A 22,026-nucleotide genomic window follows, 5' to 3' on the forward strand; every position below is an offset into this window, starting at 1 on the left:
GTACGCCGGGCTGAGCCGGAGCGCCAGCACCTCCTCCGAGAGCCGCCCCACCCCGTCGCGCACCGTCCGGCCCTGCAGGTCGCAGCGGGTGAGCCGGAGCGGATCGGCGCCGGCAGCGTTCGGGCCCCAGGCGGTGAGGACCGCCTGCCGGTATCCGGCCCGCCGCACCGCCTCCACCACGCGCGCGTCGTGGTCGCCGTTCGGGTAGCAGAACGACTCGCAGGCGACGCCCAGCTCCGCCCGGATCCGCGCCCGCGACCCGGCCGCCTCGCGCTCCAGCGCCACCGCGTCGAGCCCGGGGAGCAGCGCGTGGGTCACCGAGTGCGAGCCGATCTCGTGGCCGCCTTGCGCGAGGGTGCGGAGCTGGTCCCAGCCCATCATCCCGTCCCATGCCGGCCGCGGATCGCCGAGGACCGCCTCCGCGACCCGCTCGGCCAGCGCGCGCCGCGCCTCCTCGCGGAGCCGCTTGCTCCCGGCCACCGCCGCGGCGGCGGTGGCGCGCGCGTCCGGCCCGGGGACCACGCCCACCTCGCCGAGCAGCCGCCGCGCCGCGGGCGGATCCGCCGCGAGCAGCCGCATCATCCCGAAGCCGAGCCGGTCGTGCCAGAGCGGCGTGCCCTGGTCGATCGCCTCCACCGGCACGAAGAAGGTCGCCTTCACCCCGGCGGCGTCGAGCACCGGGCGCGCGTGGACGAAGTTGTCGAGCTGGCCGTCGTCGAAGGTGAGCGCGAGCAGCGGCCGCGCCGGGCGCTCCCCCTCGCGCCAGCGCCGGTGCGCGCCGGCCAGGGTGTCGCAGGTGAAGTGCGCCCGCAGGAACGCGACGATCCAGGCCAGCTCCTCGGGAGTCACCGCGATCTGCGGCAGCGGGTAGCTCGCGAGCGCCTCCGCCGGGAGCACGCGGTGGAGCGTGACCACCGTGAGCCGGTCCGCACCCGCGCGCCCGGGGCGCGTCAGGCCGAGCCCGAACAGGAGGCGCGCCCCGCCGTCGCGGACGAGCAGGCGCAGCCGCTGGGAGGCGCCGGGGGCCACGCGCGACCTAGGACGCCGCCCGCAGCGCGCTCGCCGGCCGGCCAGGGTCCCAGGCCGAGGCCTGGCGCGCGTCCAGGTCGGCGGTCGCGCGCCGCTTGCCCTTCAGCAGGCACTGCAGCTGGTAGCGCCGGAGGAAGCTGCGGAAGGCCGCGTCACCATACCGTGGCGCGCCCGCGAGGAGGCTCCGCAGGTAGCCGTAGAGGATGGCGACGCCGCCGATCACCAGCGGCGGACGGGTCATCCGGAACGCCGCGCTCGCCAGGAGCCACAGCGGGCTCGTGCCCATGAAGTACTGCCCGGAGCCGTGCCGGGCGCGCCCGGTCCACCAGCTCTTGTGGCTGGTGCCCATCGGCCGGAGGTGCAGGAAGCGCAGCTCGGGGTCGTCCCAGGAGGTCGCGATCCACCCGAGCTGGCGGCAACGGTGCGTGTCGATCCCGTCCCACATCACCGCGCGCACGAACCCGCCGATCTGCCGGAAGCAGGAGACCCGGTAGAACTTGCTCGCGCCGACCGATACGTCGTCGCCGATCCGCTCCGACACGAGCAGCGGGTCCGCACCGAGCGGGAACGGCATGGGCGTGCCCGGGTCCCCCCGCACGAAATACGCCTTGCCGGAGCAGGTGCCGAGCCGCGGCTCCGCCTCCATCCGGTCCATGAGCGCGGCGAAGTAGCCGGGGGGAAGGTCGAGGTCGAGGTCGAGCTTGCAGACGTACTCGAAGCCCTCGAGATCCACGGTCTCGAGGCCCGCGTCGAACGCCTCGATCACCCCGCCGCCCACCTTGCGGTCGCCGCGGTCGGCGCGGCGCACCACCCGGATCCACGGCACGCGCGCGGCGTACTCGGCCAGGATGGCGGGCGTCTCGTCCTTCGAGCCGTCGTCCACGATGACCCACAGCGCGGGCGGCTCGGTCTGGGCGATGACGGAGTCGAGGGTCCGGCGCGCGAACCGGGCCTCGTCGCGGCAGGGCGTGATCACACAGTAGGTTCGCGTGGTCATGGCGTGGCGGCTCGACCGTCTACCGCATCGGCGAGGGCGGACAAGTCCCGCGCGCGGGCGGCAGGATGGCTCCATCGCGCGGCCGCGTGACACCCGGCCGCGGGAGCCTCATGCGGCACCCTCGCTTCTCGGCGCGGGCCCGCCCGGCATGGGATACTCGTCTCGGCGATGAGCAACGGGGACATGGCGGGCCGCCCCCCGGCGGCCGTGCACGAGCAGGCATTCTACTTCACCAGCGCCGGGCGGCGCCTGTTCGCGGTGCTGCATGCGCCGCCGGACCCGGCGGCGTCCCGCGGAGGGTGGCTGCTGTGCGCCCCCTTCGGCGAGGAGCGGGGCTTCGCGCAGCGCACCTGCGTCGAGTGGGCGCGCGCGCTCGCCGCCGCGGGCCACTGGGTGCTGCGCTTCGACGTCCGCGGGTACGGCGACAGCGAGGGCCTGTTCGAGGAGTTCACGCCGGACGACCACGTCGAGGACGTGCTCGCGGCGCGCCAGGAGCTGGAGCGGCGCGCGGGCGTGCGCTGCCAGGGCCTCTGGGGGCTGCGCCTCGGGGCCACGCTCGCCACGCTGGCGGCGGCGCGCGGCGGGCTGGAGGTGGCGCTGGCGCTGTGGGAGCCGGTCGTGAGCGGCGAGCGCTACATGGACGGCCTGCTCCGCGCGGTGATGGTCAAGGAGATGACGAACACCGGGCGCGCGCCCCGGACGCGCGACCAGCTGCGCGAGCACCTCGCCGCGGGCGGCCAGGTGATCATGGAGGGCCACCCGGTCACCGACGCGATCCACCGCTCCATCGCGGCCATCGACCTCGCCGCGCCCAACGCGGCGGTCCACGGACCGGCGTTCGTCGCGCAGATCTCCGCGCGCGCCGAGACGAAGCCGCGCAGGGAGCTCGAGAAGCTCCGCGCCGCGCTGGGGGACGCCAGCCTCGAGCTGGTGCAGGCGCCGCCGCCCTGGCAGCAGAACGACGAGTACTCGGGGACCGTGCGCCCGGCGGCGCTGTTCGAGGCGACCCTGCGCTGGATCGCGCAGCTCCCGGCGCCGGCCGCCCTCCCCGTCCACTCCGCGCCCGAGCCGCTCGCCCGGGAGTGGCGGACGGCGGACGGCGCCCTGGAGCGGGCGGTCTCGATCCCCGCCGCCGGCGGGACGCTCCGCGGCATCCTCCACCTGCCGGCGGCCGTCGACCGGTCGCGGCCGGCGGTGCTCATGGTCACGCCCGGTTTCAACTGCCGCACCGCGCGCTACCGGCTGTACGTGCGGCTGGCGCGCGAGCTGGCCCGCCGCGGCTGGGTGGCGCTCCGCCCGGATCCGCACGGGATCGGCGACAGCGACGGCGTGCTCGATCACGCCTCCGTCCCGGACCTCTACAACGCCATCGAGGACGGCGTGTTCGTGGAGGACACGCGGGCCGCGCTCGCGTTCCTGGAGTCCGAGCTCGGCGTCGGATCGGCGCTCCTGGTCGGCCTGTGCGGCGGGGCCAACACCTCGGTCCGGGTGGGGGCGCTCGACCCCCGCGTGGCCGGCATCGTCGCCTCCGAGCTGCCGTTCCTGTTCACGCCGCACATCGGCGCGGAGGAGACGGCCGCGCCGGTGCCCGTGGCGAAGGCGGCCGCGGACCACTTCCTGCGGTCGTACGTCCGCAAGCTGCTCGATCCCGAGGCGTGGCGGCGCTTCTTCAGCATGAAGAGCGACTACCGCAGCCTGCTCGCGTCGCTGAAGGTGGCGCTGGTGCGGCGCCTCTGGCCGCGCCGGGTCGCGGCCGACGACGCCTGGTTCCAGGAGCGCCTCGGGCCCCGCGCCAACCTCGGGCTGGTGGGTGCCTTCCGCGGCTGCCTGGCGCGGCGGATCCCCGTGCTGTGCCTGTTCGGCGCGACCCGCAACTCCTGGTACTTCTCGGAGCTCTGGCCGGGGTTCCGCGCCTCCGCCCCCGGGGCCGAGGCCCGCGTCTCGACGAAGAGCATCCAGGACGCCGATCCGGGCTTCTCGCTCCCGGGGCACGCCCGCGAGTTCCTCGACACGGTGCTCGGCTGGGCGGACGCCCGGGACCGCGACCGCGCCGAGGCGCCCGCGCGGGCCCAGCGCAGCGCCTGACGGCAGCCCGAGGCGGCGCCCCTAGCCGCGCCGGGCCGCCAGCGCGTTCCGCACCTTGTCGAGGTACCAGCGGGCGGGCTCCCGGTTCCCGGCGAGCCAGACGGCGAGGCCGACCACGCACGCGGCCCCGACCGCCGGGACGCTGCGCGCCCCGAGCAGCTCGAGCACCAGCAGCCCCGCGACCGCGGCCGCCCCGAGCTTCAGCGAGCGCCAGGCGTCGCCGGCGAAGATGTGCAGGCCGTCCTTGCGGCAGCCCAGGCCCAGGAAGAGGTAGCGGGGGAGGTCGGCCAGGACGACGCAGACGATCGCGACCTCGAAGCCCCACTGGCGGAACGCGAGCGGGACGGCGCCGAGCAGCCACACCAGGCGTGCGGCGTTCGCGGCGGCGAGCCACTTCACCCGGCCCCCGGCGAGCACGACCGAGGCGGTGAAGTGCACGAGCGAGCTGCCCCAGATGCCGAGCGCGAGCAGCCGCACGATCCAGCTCGCCTCGGCGTAGCGGTCGTCGTAGAGCAGCTGCACCGCGAGCGGGCCGGCCAGCACCAGCGCGAGCGCGCCCGCGCCCGCGAGCAGCGCCATGGACGAGCTGGCGCGCCGGTACGCGGTCTCCACGTCGGGGCCGGTCCGGCGCATCTCGGAGAACAGCGGGAAGAAGACGCGGAACGAGATGGCGGAGATGAGCGCGGTGGGCGCGTCCACCAGCGAGAGCGCGATGTTGTAGACGCCCAGGCGCTCGAGCGGGAGCATCTTCCCGAACACCAGCCGGTCGCCCTGCTGCGCCAGGAACGTCACCACCGAGCTGACGAACACCCACTTGCCGAAGTGGAGCAGGCTCGCCGCGGCGTCGCGCTCCCACTGGAACCGGTTGCGCGCGCCCCCCAGGGCGACGTGGCTGAGGACCGTGCGGATGACGCTCGCGGCGATCATGCCCGCGAGCAGCGCCCAGACGCTGCGCGTGAGCCAGGCGCCCGCGATCATGATCGCCGACGCGGAGGCCTGCACCACGAGGTCGAGCACCTGGAGCCGCGCCATGCGCAGGTCGCGGTTGGCGGTGTGGATCGCGGTGGAGACGAACCCGTCCATGCAGGCGGCGAGCCCGGCCACCGGCAGCATCCACATGAGCTGGGGCTCGCCGTAGAGCTGCGCGGCCGGCCAGGCCACCGCGAACGTGGCGAGCCACAGCAGGAACCCGCGCACCACCTGCACGGTCCAGGCGGTGTTCACGAACGCCGTGTCGGAGCGCCGGTGCTGGATGATGGACGCGCCGATGCCCACGTCGGAGAAGAGCTGCAGCCCCTGCAGGCAGACGTTCACGAGGAGCATCAGCCCGAACGCGCGCGGGAACAGCAGGCGCGCCAGCACGAGGTTCGCGCCGAAGCGGATGATCTGAGCCGCGCCGTACCCGGCCGCGACCCACACCGAGCCCCGGGCGACGCGGCGTCCCAGGTGCTCGGCGGCGGGCGCGGGCGTCTCGTCCTCGGGGGCCTGGGGTCGCGGCGCGTCGGCGGGCTGCACGTTTCGCATCAGAGCACGATCCGCTGGCCGGTCTCGCTCGAGCGGACGAGCGCGTGCTCGATGCGCATGAGCTCGAGCGCGTCCGCGCCGGTCACCGGGATCTCGCCGCCCCGACGGTAGGCGGAGTAGAACGCCTCGATGGAGCGCTGGAACGACAGGGCGAAGCCGCCCGGCGCGTCGCCACGCCGCAGCCGCAGGTCGATCTTCTTGCGGGTGGACGCCGTGAGCGTGCCGAGCGCGTCCTTGTCGAGGATGCCGCTCAGGTTGACGGTCCCGTCGTCGAACACCGCGTCCAGCGTGAGCAGCAGCCCCTTCGGATCCAGCAGCCCGGAGCTGACCAGGCTCGCCCCCACCCCGTCCTCGGTCTCGAGCGTGGCCGCGCACCATGTCGACGGGAAGTACAGGAGCTCGTGCGCGTACGCGTCCCACTCCTCGAGGCCACGCGTGCCCGGCTCGTCGTGGATGGTCGCGGAGACGGTGCGGATCCGGCCGCCCAGGTGGCGCACCAGGTCGATCACGTGGTGGTGGACACCCGCGTGCGACAGGGCGCGGATCATCCGGAGCTTGCCGAGCTCGCCGGAGTCGCGGAGCTCGCGGATGCGCTGGACGCCGGGGAGGAAGCGCCAGTTGTAGTTGACGCCCAGCACCCGCCCCTTCTCCCGGGCGGCGCGGACCATGTCCTCGCCGGTGGCCAGGCTCTCGGCCAGGATCTTCTCGCAGAAGACGTCGGCCCCCGCGTCGAAGCACATGAGCGTCGTGTCGTGGTGGGTCCACTCGCGCGTGCAGTTCACCACCAGCGCCGGACGGACCTCGCGCAGGAGCCGCGCGGCGTCGGTGAAGGACGGGCAGCCGAGCCGGGAGGCGAGCAGCTCGGCGCGCTCCGGGCGCACGTCGCAGACGCCCGCGATCTTCACGCCGGGCAGGCGCAGGAAGCCGGGGCCGTGCTCGAAGCGCCCGGTGTAGCCGCAGCCCAGGATCGCGACCCTGATCTCCGCCAGGTCCGCGCCCGGCAGCGCAGCCATGGGCCGCGGCGGGACGTCGCTGGGCATGCGCCCGACGCGCCACCCGGCCTGCCAGCCGGCCCGGTACTGCACCTGCCGATAGGGGACCCAGTTCGTCCGGACGTGGCGCGCGAACCGGACCGGTGGGCGCAGCACCGCCTTGAGGCGCGGGTGCGCCACCACGAACGCGCGCGGGTGGCGCGCGATCCACGCGGCCCCGTCGAGCGCGCGGAACCACGCCTGTCGCCGGACGCGGCTCTCCAGCTGGAGCGGCTCGCCCTGCATCACCCGGCGCACGTGCTCGCGGGCGAAGCCGAGCTCGCGCTCCACGATGGCGTGCGACGACGGCTCGTACTCCAGCTCGAAGTTGAAGTCGCCGGCGTACCCGTCGCGCAGGAGGGCTTCCATGAGCGGGAGGTAGTCGCAGTCTCCCTTGCCGGGCGTGACCGTGACCTCGCCGCGCAGGGTATCGCGAAGGTGGACGTGCGCGATCGGCACCCCTAGGCGCCCGAGCGCCTCGACGAGCGGCGTCCGGTTGCCGCGCTGGACGTGGCTCGTGTCGAGCGTGCACGTGATGCGCGGATCGGCCACCCGCTCGAACAGGCGGGCCGCCTGGGCGACGTCCTCGGCGAGCGAGTGCGCGTGGGGCGCCTCCAGGGAGAGCGTGATCCCGGCCCGCTCGGCGACCTCCAGGTAGGCGCGGATCCGCGCGGCGACGACGCGCGCCGCCTCCTCCCACTGGTCGGGCGCGACCGCCGGGCCAGGCGGGAGCGTGAGCACGCGGGCCCCGAGGTGGCGAGCGAGCTCGACGGTGGCGCGGATGCGGCGGTCGGCGAGCGCGAAGTCGCTCGACGCCATGCCGCCGGGGTGGAGGTTCACCGACGAGACCGACAGGCCGCGCTCCGCGAACGCCCCGGCGATCGCCTCGAGGCGTCCGTCGCCGAGCGCCAGCGGGTCGACGTGGTCGCAGTGACCCGGGACGATCGCGAGGTCCACGCGATCGAACCCGTGCGCGCGAACGCGGTCGAGCGCATCCTCCAGCCGGTCCCACTCCCGGAACGTCAGCAGCGAGCAGCCGACCCGACCGAAGGCGCCGGCCGGGCTCACGGGCGGCGAACGCTCGGGATCCCCTTCGCGTGGCACGTACATCGATGTTCCCCCCTCGCAGGGCCCCGGCCGATCCCCCGCCGGACTGCCCGACTCGGCAGCCGGATGCATACCCCCGGGCCGCCCTGGAATGAAGTCCTGTGATCACCGGAGCGGCCACCGGCCGCGCCTGCGACCCTCCGGCTCGCCGCGCCCGGGCGGGCGGGCCCGCCGGGTCCGCAGCTACGGTCGTCGCACCTCGTTCAGGGCGAACCCGGCGCGGAACACGCTGTGGTGGAAGGCGTCCGCCAGCATGTGCGGCGGATCGACGTCCGGCTTCCCCTGCAGCCGGCGCCGGACCCGCCAGGCGGCGAAGCCGCCGATGAAGGCCGCATCCGCGAGGGCGGCGTACGCCCGTCCGTAGTTCTTGAGCAGGAAGCGACGGCGCGCCTCGAACCAGTAGGCGGGGCGCCGCTTCACGTGATCGGCGATGCCGCTCGACGCACCCTCGAGGTGGATCACCCGGCTCTCCGGGACGAACCAGGTCTCCCATCCGGCCCGTCGCGCCCGCAGGCAGAGGTCCAGGTCGTCGAAGTACGTGAACAGCCCCTCGTCGAGCAGGCCGATCTCGTCGAGCATGGTGCTGCGCAGGATCATGCTCGCGCCGGACACCCAGTCCACGGCGCACGACGCCGCCGGCGTCGGCATCACCACCGCCCAGCGCGAGAGCAGGCGCGACACCGCGCCCAGGCGCAGGCCGCGATCCAGCTCGGCCGCGATGCTGCCGAACCGGAACGGCGAGGCCTGGACCTCCCCCTCGGCGGACAGGAGCGTGCTGCCGGCGATGCCGGCGGCCGGCGTCCGGTCCATGTGACCGACCAGCGCGCCGAGCGCCCGCGGCTCCACGCGCGTGTCGGAGTTGAGCAGGAGGACGTACTCGGGCGGATCGTCCGAGGCGAGCGCGCGGCGGATGAGGAGGTTGTTCCCGCCCGTGAACCCGAGGTTCGCCTGCGAGGCGGTCACCGCCGCCCATGCGCCCCAGGCGTGCTCCGCGATCGCGCGCTGCAGGCGGGGGAACGCATCCTCCTGGCCGCTCCCGTTCTCGAGCACCGCCACGCGGATCCCGGGCGTGCGCACCACCTCCGGCTCCAGCGAGCGGAGGCAGTCGATGGTCAGATCGGTGGTCCGGAAGTTCAGGATCGCGACCAGCAGCTTCATCCCCCGACGGCTCCTCTCGCGCTGCGCCCGCGCCGGGCGCCGGTCACTCGTGCTTCCCACGCCTCCGCGTGGGAGCGCAACATGCGCCGGGCCGCGCCGCGCACGGCGAGGCTCGATGGGGCGCCCACGAACAAGTGACGCCCGCTGCCCCTCGAAGCAACGACAGGCGGCCGGCGGCCGGTCGCTCGCTGGAATCCGGGCGCGCGATGTGGCCTGATGGCGGCGCGTCCCTCCCCGCGCGCGGTGGCCGGGGCGCGCGACGCGCCGCCTCCCGCATGCCCTCCGCGAACGTCCTCGTCCCGGTCGCCCTCGCGCTGTTCGTCCCGGCGATCTACCTGCTCATGCAGTCGCTCGGGCCCCGCCGCGGCGTCCTGGCGGCGCTGCTCGGCGGCTGGATGTTCCTGCCGGTGTTCGACGGCCGTGTGAACCTGCCGTTCCTCACCGGGAAGCTGACGTTCGTCGCCGCGACCGTCCTGATCGTGAGCCTGGCGGCGGACTCGCAGCGCTGGCTGCAGCTGCGGTTCCACTGGGTGGACCTCGCGGCCGTGGCGATCTGCGCGGGCCCCTTCGCGACCGCGATGGTCAACGGCCTCGGCGCCTACGAGGGCGCGTCGGCCGCGCTGCAGGCGTTCTTCGCGTGGGCCGCGCCGTACCTCGTCGGCCGCGTCTACTTCGGCGAGCCCCGGGGCATGCGCGACCTCGCCGTCTGGCTGGTGGGCGGCGCGCTCGTGTACGTGCCGCTGTGCCTGTGGGAGATCCGGATGAGCCCGCAGCTGCACCGGCAGATCTACGGGTTCCACACCTTCTCCAGCTTCGCCTTCGTGGTGCGCTACGGCGGGTACCGTCCGACGGTCTTCATGCAGTTCGGCCTGATGGTCGGGACGTTCATGGCGACCGGCACCCTCGTCGCGTACTGGCTGTGGCGCACGCGCGCGGTGACCCGGTTCGGCGGCCTGTCCGCCTCCTGGTGCACCGCGGCGCTCGTGGCGACGACCGTGCTCGTGAAGTCCACCGGCGCGATCATCCTGCTCGCGGCGGGCATCGGCATCCTGGAGGGAACGCGGTGGCTGCGCCGCCCCGTGCTCGTGCTCGCGGTGACGCTCCTGCCGGTCGCGTTCGTGGCGGCCCGCCTCTCGGGCTGGACCGGGGCGGAGGTGATCAGCGGGGCGGAGCGCATCCAGCCGGAGCGGGCCGACTCGCTCGCGTTCCGCGTCCGGAACGAGCAGATGCTGATCGAGAAGGCCATGGAGCACCCGGGGCTGGGCTGGGGGCGCTTCGGCCGCTCGCGCGTGTACGACGAGGATGGGCGCGACGTCTCGGTCACCGACAGCCTGTGGGTGATCCTGCTCGGCACGATGGGGCTGGTGGGCCTGCTCTCGGTGGCGACCCTGCTGCTGGCGCCCACCCTGCTGCTGCTCGGGCGCGCACCGGCGCGCCACTGGGACCATCCGGCGCTGGCCCCCGTGGCGGCGGTCGCGCTGGGGACGGTCCTGTTCGCGGTGGACTGCCTGTTCAACGCCATGACCAGCCCGGTGTTCCTGGCCATGTCGGGCGGGACGCTGACGTTCCAGGCGGCGGCGTGGTCGGAGCGCCGCCGGCGCGTCGCGGCGCCGCGTCCCGCCGTGCCGCCGCCCGCGGTCAGCACCGGCGCGTGACGGCCGGCGGAGGGTGACCCGACGCGTGTCCCTCGCTCGCGCGGCCGTGGCGCGCCGCCGAGCCGGATATAGTCCACCGGCCGGAGCACCGGGGGGACGATGGACGGACGAAACGCCGCAGGCGACCTCACGGTCGTCGTGATCGGCCTGAACGCCGCTGCGACGCTCGAGGCCTGCCTGCGCTCGGTGCACCGCGCCGTGGAGCGAGCCGGGCTGCCCGCCCGCGTCCTCTACGTGGACGGCGGCTCGCGCGACGCGAGCGTCGCGATCGCCCGGCGCGAGTCGGCCGAGGTCATCGAGCTCCGCACCGACCGCCCCACCGCCGCGAAGGGCCGCAACGCCGGCTGGCGCGCCGCGAGCACGCCGCTCGTCCAGTTCGTGGACTCCGACACGGTCCTCGAGCCCGACTGGCTGGAGCGCGCCACCCGCGCCATCCAGGCCGACGACCGCATCGCCTGCCTGTTCGGCCAGCTCCGGGAGGCGAACCCGTCCGGCAGCCTCTTCAACGAGGTGTGTGGCTGCGACTGGTACGTCCCTCCCGGCGACTGGCGCATGTGCGGCGGCAACGCGCTGTTCCGGCTCGGGGCCCTTCGCGACATCGGCGGCTCCGACGAGCAGCTCGCCGCCGGCGAGGAGGCGGACCTCTGCTGGCGGCTGCGGCAGCGGGGCTGGCGGATCGTCTGCGACGCCGCGGTCATGGGCCACCACGATCTCGGCATGACCGGCTTCCGCGCCTACTGGCGGCGGGCGGTCCGCAGCGGCTACGCGTACGCGCAGATCGGGCTGCGGTTCGCGCGGACGACCGACCCGATGTGGCTGCGGGAGCTCGTCCGCAACCTGACGTTCCTGCCGGCGGCCCTGCTCCTCGCCGTCGCGGTGGGCCTGGCGTTCGGCGCCACGGGGCTGGCGGTGCTGGCGGCGCTCGCGGCGGCGCGGCTCGCCTGGAAGTTCGGCGCGCTCCGGCGCCGGATCCCGAGCGCGCGCCTGCGGACGCTGTACCTCGCACATCTCTCGTTCCTGCGGCTCCCGCTGTTCGTCGGCGCGGTGCAGTACCTGGCGCGCCGGCGCGCCGCGGGCTGAGGGGGATCGACGTGCCCGGGATCTTCGGCTTCGTCTCCGAACGGCCGCTCGCCGACGGCGCGGCGCTGGCGCGCGCCATGGGCGCGCTGCTCTCGTCGCACGAGGGGCAGCGGGCCAGCGCCGTCGTCGGCCCGCGATGGGCGCTGGGCGCCACCTGGACGCCGGGCCTCCAGCAGGACCCCGAGCCCGCGAAGGCCTCGGGGGCCTGGTCGGTCGTGACGGGGGAGGTGTATCCGTCGGGCGACGCAGCCACGGTCCCGCCTGCCTCCCCGCGGCCCGCGTTCCTCGCCGCGCTCGCGGCGGGCGACCCGGCCCGGCTGGCCCGGGCCAACGGCCAGTTCGCCGCCGCGGCCGTCGATCCCGCCAGCGGGGAGGCCACGCTCGCCTGCGACCGGTACGGCCTCCACGCCCTCTACTGGACGCAGCGCGACGGGCTGTTCGCGTTCGCCTCCGAGCTGAAGGCGCTGCTGGCCGTCCCGGGGGCGGGGCGCGCCCTCGATCCGGAGGGCCTCGCGACGTTCCTGCTCCTCGGCGAGCACTTCTCCGACACCACGCTCCTCGCCGACGCGCGGGTCGCGCCCGCGGCCGCGCTGCTCCGGTCGTCCGGGGGACCGCCGCGGATCGAGCGCTGGTGGCAGGTCCGCTACACGTGCGCCGTCCCGCCGGACGGCGAGGACGAGGCGGCCCGCGAGGCCGGGCGGCGCTTCGTCCGCGCGGTGGACCGGCAGACGGCGGGGACGCCGCGGATCGGCATCCCGCTCTCCGGCGGGCTCGACTCGCGCCTGTGCATGGCGGCGGTCCCCGCCGCACGCCGGGACGACGTGACCACGTACACCTGGGGTGACCGCGGCTGTCTCGACCGCGCGTTCGCCGCCGACGCGGCGCGCCGCTGCGGCGTCCGCCACGTCGACCTCGACTACCGCTACGACGCCCTCGTGGCGAGCGCGGCGCGCGGCGCGTGGATCACCGACGGCCTGGCCGGCGCCACCGACTTCCACATCCTGCCCTTCCTCGAGGATCTCGCGGCGGGCTCCGACGTGATCCTGAACGGCTTCGCCGGCGACGCGCTGCTCGGCGGCAACTTCCACTGGCGGCGCGTCAGGGGGCTCTCGCCGGACGGGCTCGCGGCCGGGACGTTCGCGAAGCGCAACGACGCGCTGCCGCTCGGCGAGCTCGACGCCATCGCGCACGGGCCGACGCGCGAGGCCGCCCGGGACCTGCCGGCCTCGTTCGCGGCGTGCTTCGAGGCGCACCGCCAGGAGGATCCGCTCGGGACCCTGGACGCGTTCCTGCTCGACTCGCGCATCCGCCGGTGGACGAGCTTCGGCACCCAGCTCCTGCGCGCGCGCCTCGTCTCGCGCGCTCCGTTCTACGACAACGACTTCTTCGATCTGGTCGCCTCGGTGCGGCCGGACGCCCGCACCGAGCATCGCTTCTATCGCAAGGTGCTCCTCGGCACGTTCCCGGACGTCGCCCGCGTGGGCTGGCAGACCACCGGGTTCCCGGCGTCGTGGCCGCCGCAGGTCTTCCGACCCGCGGGCGTCGTCCTCCGGCGCGGGCTCGGGGCGGTCGAGCGGCTCTCCCGCGGCAGGCTGCGCAGCCCCTACCCGGTGGCCCGCCTGGCCAGGGCGTTCCGCGGCCCGCTCGCGCCGTCGATCCGCGCGGCCCTCTTCGACGGCGACGGTCCGCACTGGGAGGTCTTCGACCGTCGATCCGGCGAGCGGATCTGGCGGGAGCTGCAGGCCGGTGCCGACGGGCGTGCGAAGCTGGTCGGCGTGCTCCTCAGCCTGCGCCACTTCCTGGCCCAGTGCCGCGGCGAGCGCGCGGCCCCGCCGCTCTCGCCGGATCGCGTCGCGATCGCGGCGCCGCCGGCCGCGCTGGCCGCCGGGGCGACCGGATGAGCGGCGCGCGCACCCGCCCCGCCACGCTCGCATGGGCGGCCATCGCGGTCGTGACGCTGGCGAGCGGCGTGCTCTACGCCACCCTGCCGCCCAGCCCGGACCAGTGGTTCCTGGGCTACACCGGGTGGCGCCTCGCCGAGGGCGACGTGCCGTACACCGGGTTCGCCGACGGCAACTGGCCGGGCAGCCACTGGCTCCACGCCCTCTCGGTGCTCCTGCTCGGCAACACCGCGTACACCTGGCGCGTGTTCGACTTCGCCCTGATGGTGATCGCGGTCGCGTTCGCGGCCGCCACCGCGCGGAGCCTCTGGGGCCCGAGGGCGGGTCGCTGGCTGCTCGGGCTCTATCCGCCGCTCTACGTGGTGCTCGGGCGCTGGTTCGCCGGCGAGCGCGACATCGTCGGCGCCCACCTGCTGTTCGTGGCGATCTGGTTCTACTGGAGCGGGCTGGTGCGCGGCCGGGCCCGCTGGCAGCTCGGCACGGGCGCGCTCATCGCGCTCGCCGCGCTGGTGAAGCCGACCTTCGCCGCCTTCGGCCCGCTGCTCGCGCTCCACTGCCTGGGCGCGGTGCCGGGGTCGATGCGCCGGCTCCGGGAGCGGATCGCGCACGTGGCGGTCGCCGGCGCGGCGGCGGTCGGGGGCGTGCTGGCGGGCTTCGCGGCGCTGATCGCCGAGGGCGCCGACCTCCGCCAGTTCTGGGAGCTCGCGGTGCAGTCGGTGGTGGTCCGGTACGGCAGCGACACCGTCGGCGGGGCGACCTTCCTGTCGATGGCGCTCCAGAACTTCCTGCGCAGCTGGCACTTCATCACCGCCGGCGCGATCGCCGGGCTCGCCGCCCGGCTGGCGCGGCGCGAGCCGGAGGGCGCCGCGCGCAACCTGCTCTTCCCCACGCTCTGGGCGACCGGCATCGTCACCTACCTCGCGCAGGGCCAGGCCCTCGGGTACACGCTGGGCGTCGCCTACGCGGCGACCGTGCCCATCCTCTGCTCCGGCCTGGGCCTGCTGTCGCTCTCGCCGGGGATGCCGAGGGGGCGCGCCGTCGCGGTGGCCGCGCTCCTCGCCGTCCCGGTGCTCGGCACCGCCAAGAAGTGGACCGGCGAGTTCCGCTCGTCGGTCGCGTGGCTCACCGGTCGCATCGACGCGGCCACGCACTATGGCGCGTTCGGGGCGGGCGATGGCATGAGCGCGGCGCAGGCGATGGCGCTCGCGGCGGAGCTCAAGGCGGCCATCCCGCCCGGCGGGACCATCCTGGTGTGGGGCCGCGCGAACGTCGTGAACTTCCTGGCCGAGCGCCCGCAGCCGACGCGCTTCCACCACAACGTGACCATCATGCGCCGCTACCTGCCTGCGCGGCTCGCCGACAAGTGGAACGGCTGGTTCCGCGACGAGGTCACCGCGCACGCACCGCAGGCGTGCGTGGTGAACGAGGGCGAGCTGGACGGGACGCCGCCCGTGCCGCCGTCGATCACGTTCCTGGAGCGCTACCTGGGGGAGCACTACCGCCGCGTGCGCACGGTGGGCGAGTCGGGCCTCTACCTCAGGCGCTAGCTCGCGGGCGCGGCGTCGGCCCAGCGGTGGAACGTGTAGTACGAGCGCGCCAGCTCGAACCCGAGCCGCGTCCAGGTCTTCTGCACGCCCAGGTTGATGAGCTGGGTCGAGACGATGAGCCGCCGCGCGCCGGCGCCGCGCGCCTCGTGCATCGCGGCGAGCACCAGGGCGCGGTAGATGCCGTGGCGCTGCACCGCGGGGTCCACGCCGTTCAGCACGATCTCCTGCTCCTCCGGGCCGTGCGCGAGCAGCGTGAGGAACCCGGCCACCCGCCCCTCGTGCTCGGCCACCAGGACCTTCGAGGCGGCGGTCACGTCCACGCACGAGCGCTCCGCCCAGGACGCGTAGGTCTCGTCGCACCTGGCGCGGTCGAGGCGCGGATCCGCGTGGTAGTGGCCGAAGTAGCCCCGGAACGACTCGGTCGCGACCCGGCGCACCGCCGGCACGTCCTCCGTCCGGAGCGCGCGGACCGGGGTCGCCGGGCGATCGTCCGGGAAGGGCCGGTCGAGCACGCGGGCGTAGTAGACGAGCGTGTCCATGATCCGGCCGCCCGCCGCCTCCATGGCCTGCGCCGCGCGCAGATCCTCGGCGGCGCAGCGCGCGATCAGCATCTGCACGCCGTGCTCGGCGCAGAACCGCAGGACCCCGGCGAGCGACTCGGCCGTGAAGGAGGGATCACGAGCGGTGACGACGCCGAACCGCTCGCGGTCGAGGGCTGAGAGCGAGACCATGAGGACCTCCGTTCGGCGGCGCTCGGCTCAGCCGCCGCTGCCGGCTGCGTCGCGGCGCGCGCCTTGCCGCAGCTCCGCCGCGCCCCGGGACGGGTGGACGGTGCGGGTCCAGACCAGGTCGCGCTCGTTGAGCGACACGTACATGCGGCCCAGGTACGCGCTGATGATCCCGAGGAACGCGAACAGGACGCTGAACAGGAACGTCACCGAGACGAACAGCGAGAGCCAGCCCGCCGGGGCCCGCTGCTCCACCAGGACCCGGACCAGCTGCGCGATCCCGATCAGGAACCCCAGTGCCGAGACCGAGAACGAGCCCACCATCGCGAACTGGAGCGGGAGCACCGTCAGGCTGGTGAGGTGGGAGATCCAGAGCGCGAACAGCCTCGAGAGGCTGTACGTGGACTGCCCGCGCTCCCGCGCGCGCTGCTCGACCGGCACCTCGCCCACGTGCCGGGTCATCCGGAAGACGAGCGCGTCGATGTAGGGGTACGGCGACTGCACCGCCCCGAGCGCGCGCGCCAGGTCGCCCCGCAGGGCGCGGACGTTGGTGATCGCCACGTCGCGGTCGTTGTGGATCGTCCGGCGCGAGAGCCAGCGGTTCAGGCGCGACGCGAGCCGGCGCGGCAAGCTCTGCTCCACCGACTGGAAGCGCCCGTACACCACGTCGAGATCCTGCTCCACCAGCGCGGTGGCCACCGCCCAGGCGCTCTGCGGCGGGTTCTGCCCGTCGTCGTCCACGGTCACGACGACCTCGCCGCGCGTCAGCGCGAAGCCGCGCAGGGTGGCCCGGTGCTGGCCGATGTTGTGGCCCAGCGTGATGGCGCGGATGCGCGGGTCGGCCGCGCACAGATCGCGGATGACGTCGTCCACGCGATCCGGCGAGCCGTCGTTCACCAGGACGACCTCGAAGCGGGTGCGCGGCTCGAGGAACGCCACGAATGCCCGCACCGTCTCGGCGAGGTACGCCTCGGACCGATAGACCGGGATCACCACCGAGAGCAGGCCATCAGAGTCCATCGAGGAACTCCTTCGTTCGCGCGATGACCTCGTCCTGCTCGGCGTCCGTCATGTTGAAGAACAGCGGCAGGCGGACGAGGCAGTCGGTGAGCCGCTCCGCGCCCGGCAGCGGCTCGCCGCCGTGGAAGCGCTTGCCCATGGGCGAGAGGTGGAGCGCGACGTAGTGGAACGGCGCGATGATCCCGTGCGCCTTCATGTGCGCGATGAACCGGTCGCGCTGCTCGCGCGCGCGGAACACCACGCCGAGGAGGTGGTGGTTCGGACGGTTCTGCGGGTGCGGGTGCACGAGGTATCCACCCTTCCGCTCGACCGCGCGCTCCAGCTCGCGGGAGTACCGGTCGTGCAACGCCGCGCGACGCGCCTGGATGCGCTCCAGCTCGTCGAGCTGCGCCGCCAGGTACGCAGCGTTCAGATCGGAGAGCGCGTAGCTCGAGCCCACGTCCACCCAGGTGTACTTGTCCACGAGGCCGGTCAGGAACCGGCGCCGGTTGGTGCCCTTGTCGCGAAGGTACTCGGCCCGCTCCAGCAGGGCGGGGTCCGATACGGTGAGCGCGCCGCCCTCCCCGCAGCCCACGTTCTTCGTCTCGTGGAAGCTGATCGCCGCGGAGACGCCGAACGTACCCAGCGGCCTTCCCCGGAACGTGGCCCCGAGCGCCTGGGCGGCGTCTTCGACCACCGGGATCCGGCCGCAGCGTTCCAGCAGGTCGTCCATGTCGCAGGAGCTTCCGGCGTAGTGGACCGCGACGACCGCGCGGGTGCGCGGCGTCCGGAGGCGCGTGACCTCCCGCGGGTCGAGGTTCCCGTTCGGATCCACGTCGGCGAACACGGGGCGCGCGCCGCGCAGGACGAACGCGTTCGCGCTGGAGACGAACGTGTAGGAGGGGACGATGAACTCGTCTCCCTCCTTCAGGTCGAGCAGCAGCGCCGCCATCTCGAGCGCATGCGTGCACGACGTCACCAGCAGGGCGGGCTGCCCCAGCATTCGCGCGAGGGTTTCCTCGCATGCGCGCGCGAACGGCCCTCCGCCGGCGACGTGCCCATGCGTGGTGATGGCCTCGGTGATGCGCTGGATCTCGGTGCCCAGCCACACCGGCTTGTTGAACGGAATCACTGTCTTCCCCCCGGCGCCACCCCCGCGGCGACCACCCGGGGCGCATTGTCGGCGCGATGGAGGAACGCCTCAAGTACCGTCCGCCCCGGTCTTCGGTAGGGGCTCCTCCCGGCCCTCGAACGACCGCGACGACGTCGCGCGCCCGGCGTGGGGCGAAGCTCCCGTACCCGACATCCGTCCCGAGGTCTCGGGAGTGGGGCCTTGTCCGCCGGCGGGCGATGATGTCCTACCTGCAGCACACCGGGGGGTTCTCCATCGTGTCTTCGTCCCGCGTCCTCGTGGCGACGCTCTTGCTTTGTTCCGCGCACGCGGCGGTAGCGCAGCAGCGTGCGGATGCCGTCCTCGTCGTGAACTCGGCGAGCGCCCGGTACGCCGACGCGCAGCAGCGGATCCAGCCGTACCTCGATCACCTCGGGGTGCCGTACTCCATCCTCGACCTCGCCACCACCGAGCTCGGCCCCGAGGTCGCGAACCACGCGCTCATCGTGATCGGGCACGCGAGCATCGACCCGACCGGCCAGTACCTCTCCGCCGGCGAGCAGTCCACGCTGGAGGCCGCGGTGCGCGGTGGCTGCGGGCTCGTCAACTTCGACTTCGACCTCGCCACCTCGAGCCGGACGGCGCGCTACCAGTTCGTCACCGACCTGTTCGGCTTCGGCTACGGCTGGAACACCAGCGGCGAGGGCATCCTGTTCCCGAGCGGCGCGCCCTCTCAGTGGGTGACGAACCGCCACTCGGCCGGCGAGATCGTGTGGGCGCGGCAGATGCCGGCGGCCTCGGTGATCCCGGGCCCGGGCGCGACCGTGCTCGCTCGCTACTGGGACTCGAACGACCCGTTCCTGGTCGCGACCGCGTACGGCCAGGGCCGCGCCGTCCAGTTCACCAGCTACGAGTGGATGTCCCGCTCGATCCGCGGCCCGCTGCGCGGCCTGGACGACCTCGTCTGGCGGAGCCTCGCCTGGGCGGCGCGGAAGCCGTTCGTCATGCAGGGCCTGCCGAACTTCCTCACCATGCGCGTCGACGACGTGATCGGCGGGTTCTGGTGGGTGCAGATCGCGAACGACCTCCAGCTGAAGCCGTGGCTCGGCCTCTTCTACAAGAGCATCTCCGAGGCGAACGCCGCCGATCTCGCCGCGCTCACCGCCGCCGGCCAGGCCACCGCGTCGGTGCACGGCGACGCGCCCGGGTTCTTCTACTACGACCACTTCGCCCAGGCGCCCTTCTCCGACGCCACGCTCGCCGCGTACTTTCAGGACGCCACCGACTGGCACCAGCAGCGCGGCATCCCCATCTCCTCGCTCGTCGTCCCGCACTTCTACGAGATCGGGCCCAACGCGTTCCCGTGGCTGCAGACATGGGGCGTGCGCTCGGTGGCCACCCACATGACGCCGGGCGAGCCCTATGGCGCGCCCTGGCTCATGCTGAAGCCGTTTCGCGTCTACGAGGCGGGCGCCTCCGACGACGCCGCGCCCGTCGCCTACGCGGACTACGTCACGGTCCCGGGACACCCGGAGCTCTCGGGCCAGTTCTTCAACTGCCTGACCGAGATCCGGGACGACGCGGGCTACGAGTGGTACCCCGACGCCACCGACGTGCCCGGCACGGTCGGCCGTGGCACCCGGCAGCTCAGGCGCGCGCTCGACTCGATGGCGCTCGCGACGTTGTTCACGCACGAGCCGTACATCCAGTCGTTCGCGCCCACCGACTGGCGCACGTCGCTGCAGACCATCCTCGGGAACGTGGCCGGCTACACCCCGGTGTACGTCACGCTCGACGAGGCCTGCGAGTACCTCCGCGCGAAGCACGACTCGCGCATCGCCTCGAGCGTCTTCGACCCGGTCACGCAGGTCCTGACCACCGTGGTCACCGGGCGGACGGACGTCGCCACCCAGTTCATGGTCTTCACCGAGCAGTCCGGCGAGGTGCAGCAAGCGTGGGCGGGCATCCCCGCGTTCTCCGGGAGCACGCAGATCACCCGGCAGCTCGCGCCGGGCACGACGCCAATCCTGGAGGCCATCACGGTGGCGCCGGCGAGCGCCACGCTCCAGACGGGAGCGACCGTGCAGCTGCGGGCCACCGGGAGCTACTCGGACGGGAGCCTGCAGGACCTCACCGCGCTCGTGGCCTGGGCCTCCTCGAGCCCGGCGGCCGCCACCGTCGGGGCCGGCGGTCTCGCCACCGCGGTGAGCGCCGGGACGGCGACCTTCACCGCGACCTACGGCGGCCTGACCGGCTCCTCCACGCTGACGGTCACGCCGGCGTTGTCGTCCATCGCCGTGACGCCGGCCAGCCCGGCCCTCCTCGCGGGAGCTACCCTGCAGCTCGTCGCGACCGGCACGTACGCCGACGGCTCGACCCGGGACCTCACCACGCTCGTCAGCTGGGCGTCCTCCGCTCCCGCGGTCGCGACGGTCGATGCCTCCGGCCTCGCGACGGCGCTCGCGTCGGGGACCGCGACGCTCTCGGCGACGGTCTCCGGCGTGACCGGCAGCACCGTGCTCACCGTGACGGCGCCGGCGCTCACCTCCATCGCGGTCGCGCCCGCCACCGCGACGGTCACCGCCGGCGGAGCGCAGCAGTTCACCGCCACCGGCACGTACGCCGACGGCAGCAGCCGGGAGCTGACCGCGCAGGCCGCCTGGACGTCCTCGAGCCCGGCGGTCGCAACCGTTTCCGCGACCGGCCTGGCCACGGCCGTCTCCGCCGGCTCCGCCACCATCGGCGCGACGCTCGCGGGCGTCAGCGGTCAGGCCACGCTCACGGTCCAGCCGGCCCCGCTGGCGGTCACGACCTCCTCGCTGCCCTCCGGCCAGCGTGACCAGGCCTACTCCGCCGCGCTCCAGGCGACGGGCGGCACGCCGCCGTACGCGTGGACGGTCACGGCGGGCGCGCTGCCGCCCGGGCTGGCCCTCGCAGCGAGCGGCGCGATCTCCGGCACCCCCACCGCGAGCGGCACGTTCGCCTTCACCGCAACCGTGACGGACGCCGCCATGGCCACCGCGGGCGCTGCGCTGAGCATCGCCGTGGCAGCGCCGCCCGCCGGCGGCGTGAGCATCTGGCCGGCCGGCGCCGCCCCGGCGACCGCGGACCGCGGCGCGGACTCGTCGATCGAGCTGGGCGTGAAGTTCCGGTCCGACGTGGCCGGGCAGGTCACGGGGATCCGGTTCTACAAGTCGGGCGCCAACACCGGCACGCACGTCGGCAACCTGTGGAGCGGGACCGGGCAGCGGCTCGCGACGGCGACGTTCACGAACGAGACCTCGTCCGGGTGGCAGCAGGTGACGTTCGCGACCCCGGTGCCGATCGCGGCGAACACGACCTACGTGGCGTCGTACCACGCGCCGGTGGGCCACTACGCCCGCGACCTCAACTACTTCTCGACGTCCGGGTACGACAACCCGCCGCTCCACGCGCTGCCGAACGCGACCTCCGGCGGAAACGGCGTGTTCGCGTACGGCGCGACGAGCGCGTTCCCCTCCGATGCGGCACTGGCCGCGAACTACTGGGTGGACGTGGTCTTCACGACCGGGTCCGCGCCGACGCTCACGTCGATCGCGATCACGCCGGCCAGCCCGGCGGTTCCCGCGGGCGGCACGCAGCAGTTCACCGCGATCGGGACCTACTCCGACGGCAGCACCCAGGACCTCGGGGGCCAGGCGACCTGGACCTCGTCGAACACCTCCATCGCGACGGTTGCCGCCGGCGGGCTCGCCTCGGCTCTCTCGCCCGGCACGGCGACCATCTCGGCCACCCAGTCCGGCGTCACCGGCACCGCCACGCTGAGCGTCACCGCCCCGACCCTCTCGTCCATCGCCGTGACGCCGATCGGCGCGTCCGTGGCCGCCGGCGGCACGCAACAGTTCACGGCAACGGGTACCTACTCGAACGGCAGCAGCGTGGATCTGACGACGCAGGTCACCTGGGCCTCGTCCAACACGGCTGCCGCGACGATCTCGCCGTACGGGCTCGCGACCACGGTGGCCGCCGGAACTACCGCGATCTCGGCGACGCTCTCCGGGATCACCGGCTCGACGACGTTCACCGTCACGCCGG

At 74.2% G+C, this 22,026-nt stretch carries 14 protein-coding genes; 6 read left to right on the top strand and 8 right to left on the bottom strand.

Annotated elements, in window-relative coordinates:
* A partial coding sequence (locus PSR1_RS11205) for a polysaccharide deacetylase family protein (protein WP_059437661.1) occupies nt 1–1,029 on the bottom strand: 1,029 nt, incomplete at its 3' end.
* Between the two features lie 7 nt (nt 1,030–1,036).
* A complete protein-coding gene (locus PSR1_RS11210) occupies nt 1,037–2,026 on the bottom strand; it encodes a glycosyltransferase family 2 protein (protein WP_059437662.1) in 990 nt (329 codons plus the stop codon).
* Nucleotides 2,027–2,194: 168 nt separating this feature from the next.
* On the opposite strand from PSR1_RS11210, the gene PSR1_RS11215 reads away from it, so the two are divergent.
* Nucleotides 2,195–4,111: a dienelactone hydrolase family protein gene (locus PSR1_RS11215; RefSeq protein ID WP_059437663.1), complete on the top strand. Its 1,917-nt coding sequence runs from the start codon at nt 2,195–2,197 to the stop codon at nt 4,109–4,111.
* A 21-nt stretch (nt 4,112–4,132) separates the two neighbouring features.
* On the opposite strand, the gene PSR1_RS11220 is transcribed toward PSR1_RS11215, so the two are convergent.
* From PSR1_RS11220 to PSR1_RS11230, 3 genes are all read right to left on the bottom strand, one after another.
* On the bottom strand, nt 4,133–5,635 hold the full coding sequence (locus PSR1_RS11220) for an oligosaccharide flippase family protein (protein WP_059437664.1): 1,503 nt from the start codon (nt 5,633–5,635) through the stop codon (nt 4,133–4,135).
* Nucleotides 5,635–7,734 carry a TIM barrel protein gene (locus PSR1_RS11225; RefSeq protein WP_059437665.1) on the bottom strand — a complete coding sequence of 700 codons (2,100 nt, stop codon included), beginning with the start codon at nt 7,732–7,734 and terminating at the stop codon, nt 5,635–5,637. The genes PSR1_RS11220 and PSR1_RS11225 overlap by 1 nt, the downstream gene beginning before the upstream one ends.
* Before the next feature lie 222 nt (nt 7,735–7,956).
* Nucleotides 7,957–8,931, bottom strand: a complete 975-nt coding sequence (locus tag PSR1_RS11230) for a glycosyltransferase (RefSeq protein WP_059437666.1) — start codon at nt 8,929–8,931, stop codon at nt 7,957–7,959.
* A gap of 275 nt (nt 8,932–9,206) precedes the next feature.
* Here PSR1_RS11230 and PSR1_RS11235 point away from each other — a divergent pair, with 275 nt between their 5' ends.
* The 4 genes from PSR1_RS11235 to PSR1_RS11250 all read left to right on the top strand — a co-directional run bounded on the left by PSR1_RS11235 (nt 9,207) and on the right by PSR1_RS11250 (nt 15,114).
* On the top strand, nt 9,207–10,586 hold the full coding sequence (locus PSR1_RS11235; RefSeq protein WP_059437667.1) for a hypothetical protein: 1,380 nt from the start codon (nt 9,207–9,209) through the stop codon (nt 10,584–10,586).
* Between the two features lie 99 nt (nt 10,587–10,685).
* Entirely contained in the window at nt 10,686–11,666 is a 981-nt protein-coding gene (locus PSR1_RS11240; RefSeq protein ID WP_059437668.1) for a glycosyltransferase, read from the top strand.
* A gap of 11 nt (nt 11,667–11,677) precedes the next feature.
* A complete protein-coding gene (locus tag PSR1_RS11245) occupies nt 11,678–13,567 on the top strand; it encodes an asparagine synthase-related protein (RefSeq protein ID WP_059437669.1) in 1,890 nt (629 codons plus the stop codon).
* A complete protein-coding gene (locus tag PSR1_RS11250; RefSeq protein ID WP_152643341.1) occupies nt 13,564–15,114 on the top strand; it encodes a glycosyltransferase family 39 protein in 1,551 nt (516 codons plus the stop codon). Before PSR1_RS11245 ends, PSR1_RS11250 begins: the two co-directional genes overlap by 4 nt.
* Here the strand turns inward: PSR1_RS11250 and PSR1_RS11255 are convergent.
* Genes PSR1_RS11255 through rffA form a run of 3 tightly spaced genes read right to left on the bottom strand, consistent with a single transcriptional unit; the run spans nt 15,111 to nt 17,973 of the window.
* Nucleotides 15,111–15,845 carry a GNAT family N-acetyltransferase gene (locus tag PSR1_RS11255; RefSeq protein ID WP_059437671.1) on the bottom strand — a complete coding sequence of 245 codons (735 nt, stop codon included), beginning with the start codon at nt 15,843–15,845 and terminating at the stop codon, nt 15,111–15,113. The two genes, PSR1_RS11250 and PSR1_RS11255, sit on opposite strands and share 4 nt — an antisense overlap.
* A gap of 27 nt (nt 15,846–15,872) precedes the next feature.
* A complete protein-coding gene (locus PSR1_RS11260) occupies nt 15,873–16,862 on the bottom strand; it encodes a glycosyltransferase (RefSeq protein WP_059437672.1) in 990 nt (329 codons plus the stop codon).
* Nucleotides 16,852–17,973, bottom strand: coding sequence for a dTDP-4-amino-4,6-dideoxygalactose transaminase (gene rffA / locus PSR1_RS11265; protein ID WP_059437673.1), 1,122 nt, complete (start codon nt 17,971–17,973; stop codon nt 16,852–16,854). Before rffA ends, PSR1_RS11260 begins: the two co-directional genes overlap by 11 nt.
* A gap of 347 nt (nt 17,974–18,320) precedes the next feature.
* Here rffA and PSR1_RS11270 point away from each other — a divergent pair.
* On the top strand, nt 18,321–22,026 hold a 3,706-nt coding region (locus PSR1_RS11270), incomplete at its 3' end, for an Ig-like domain-containing protein (protein WP_059437674.1).

Source organism: Anaeromyxobacter sp. PSR-1 (genome assembly GCF_000964525.1).
In the GTDB taxonomy this organism is placed as follows: domain Bacteria; phylum Myxococcota; class Myxococcia; order Myxococcales; family Anaeromyxobacteraceae; genus Anaeromyxobacter.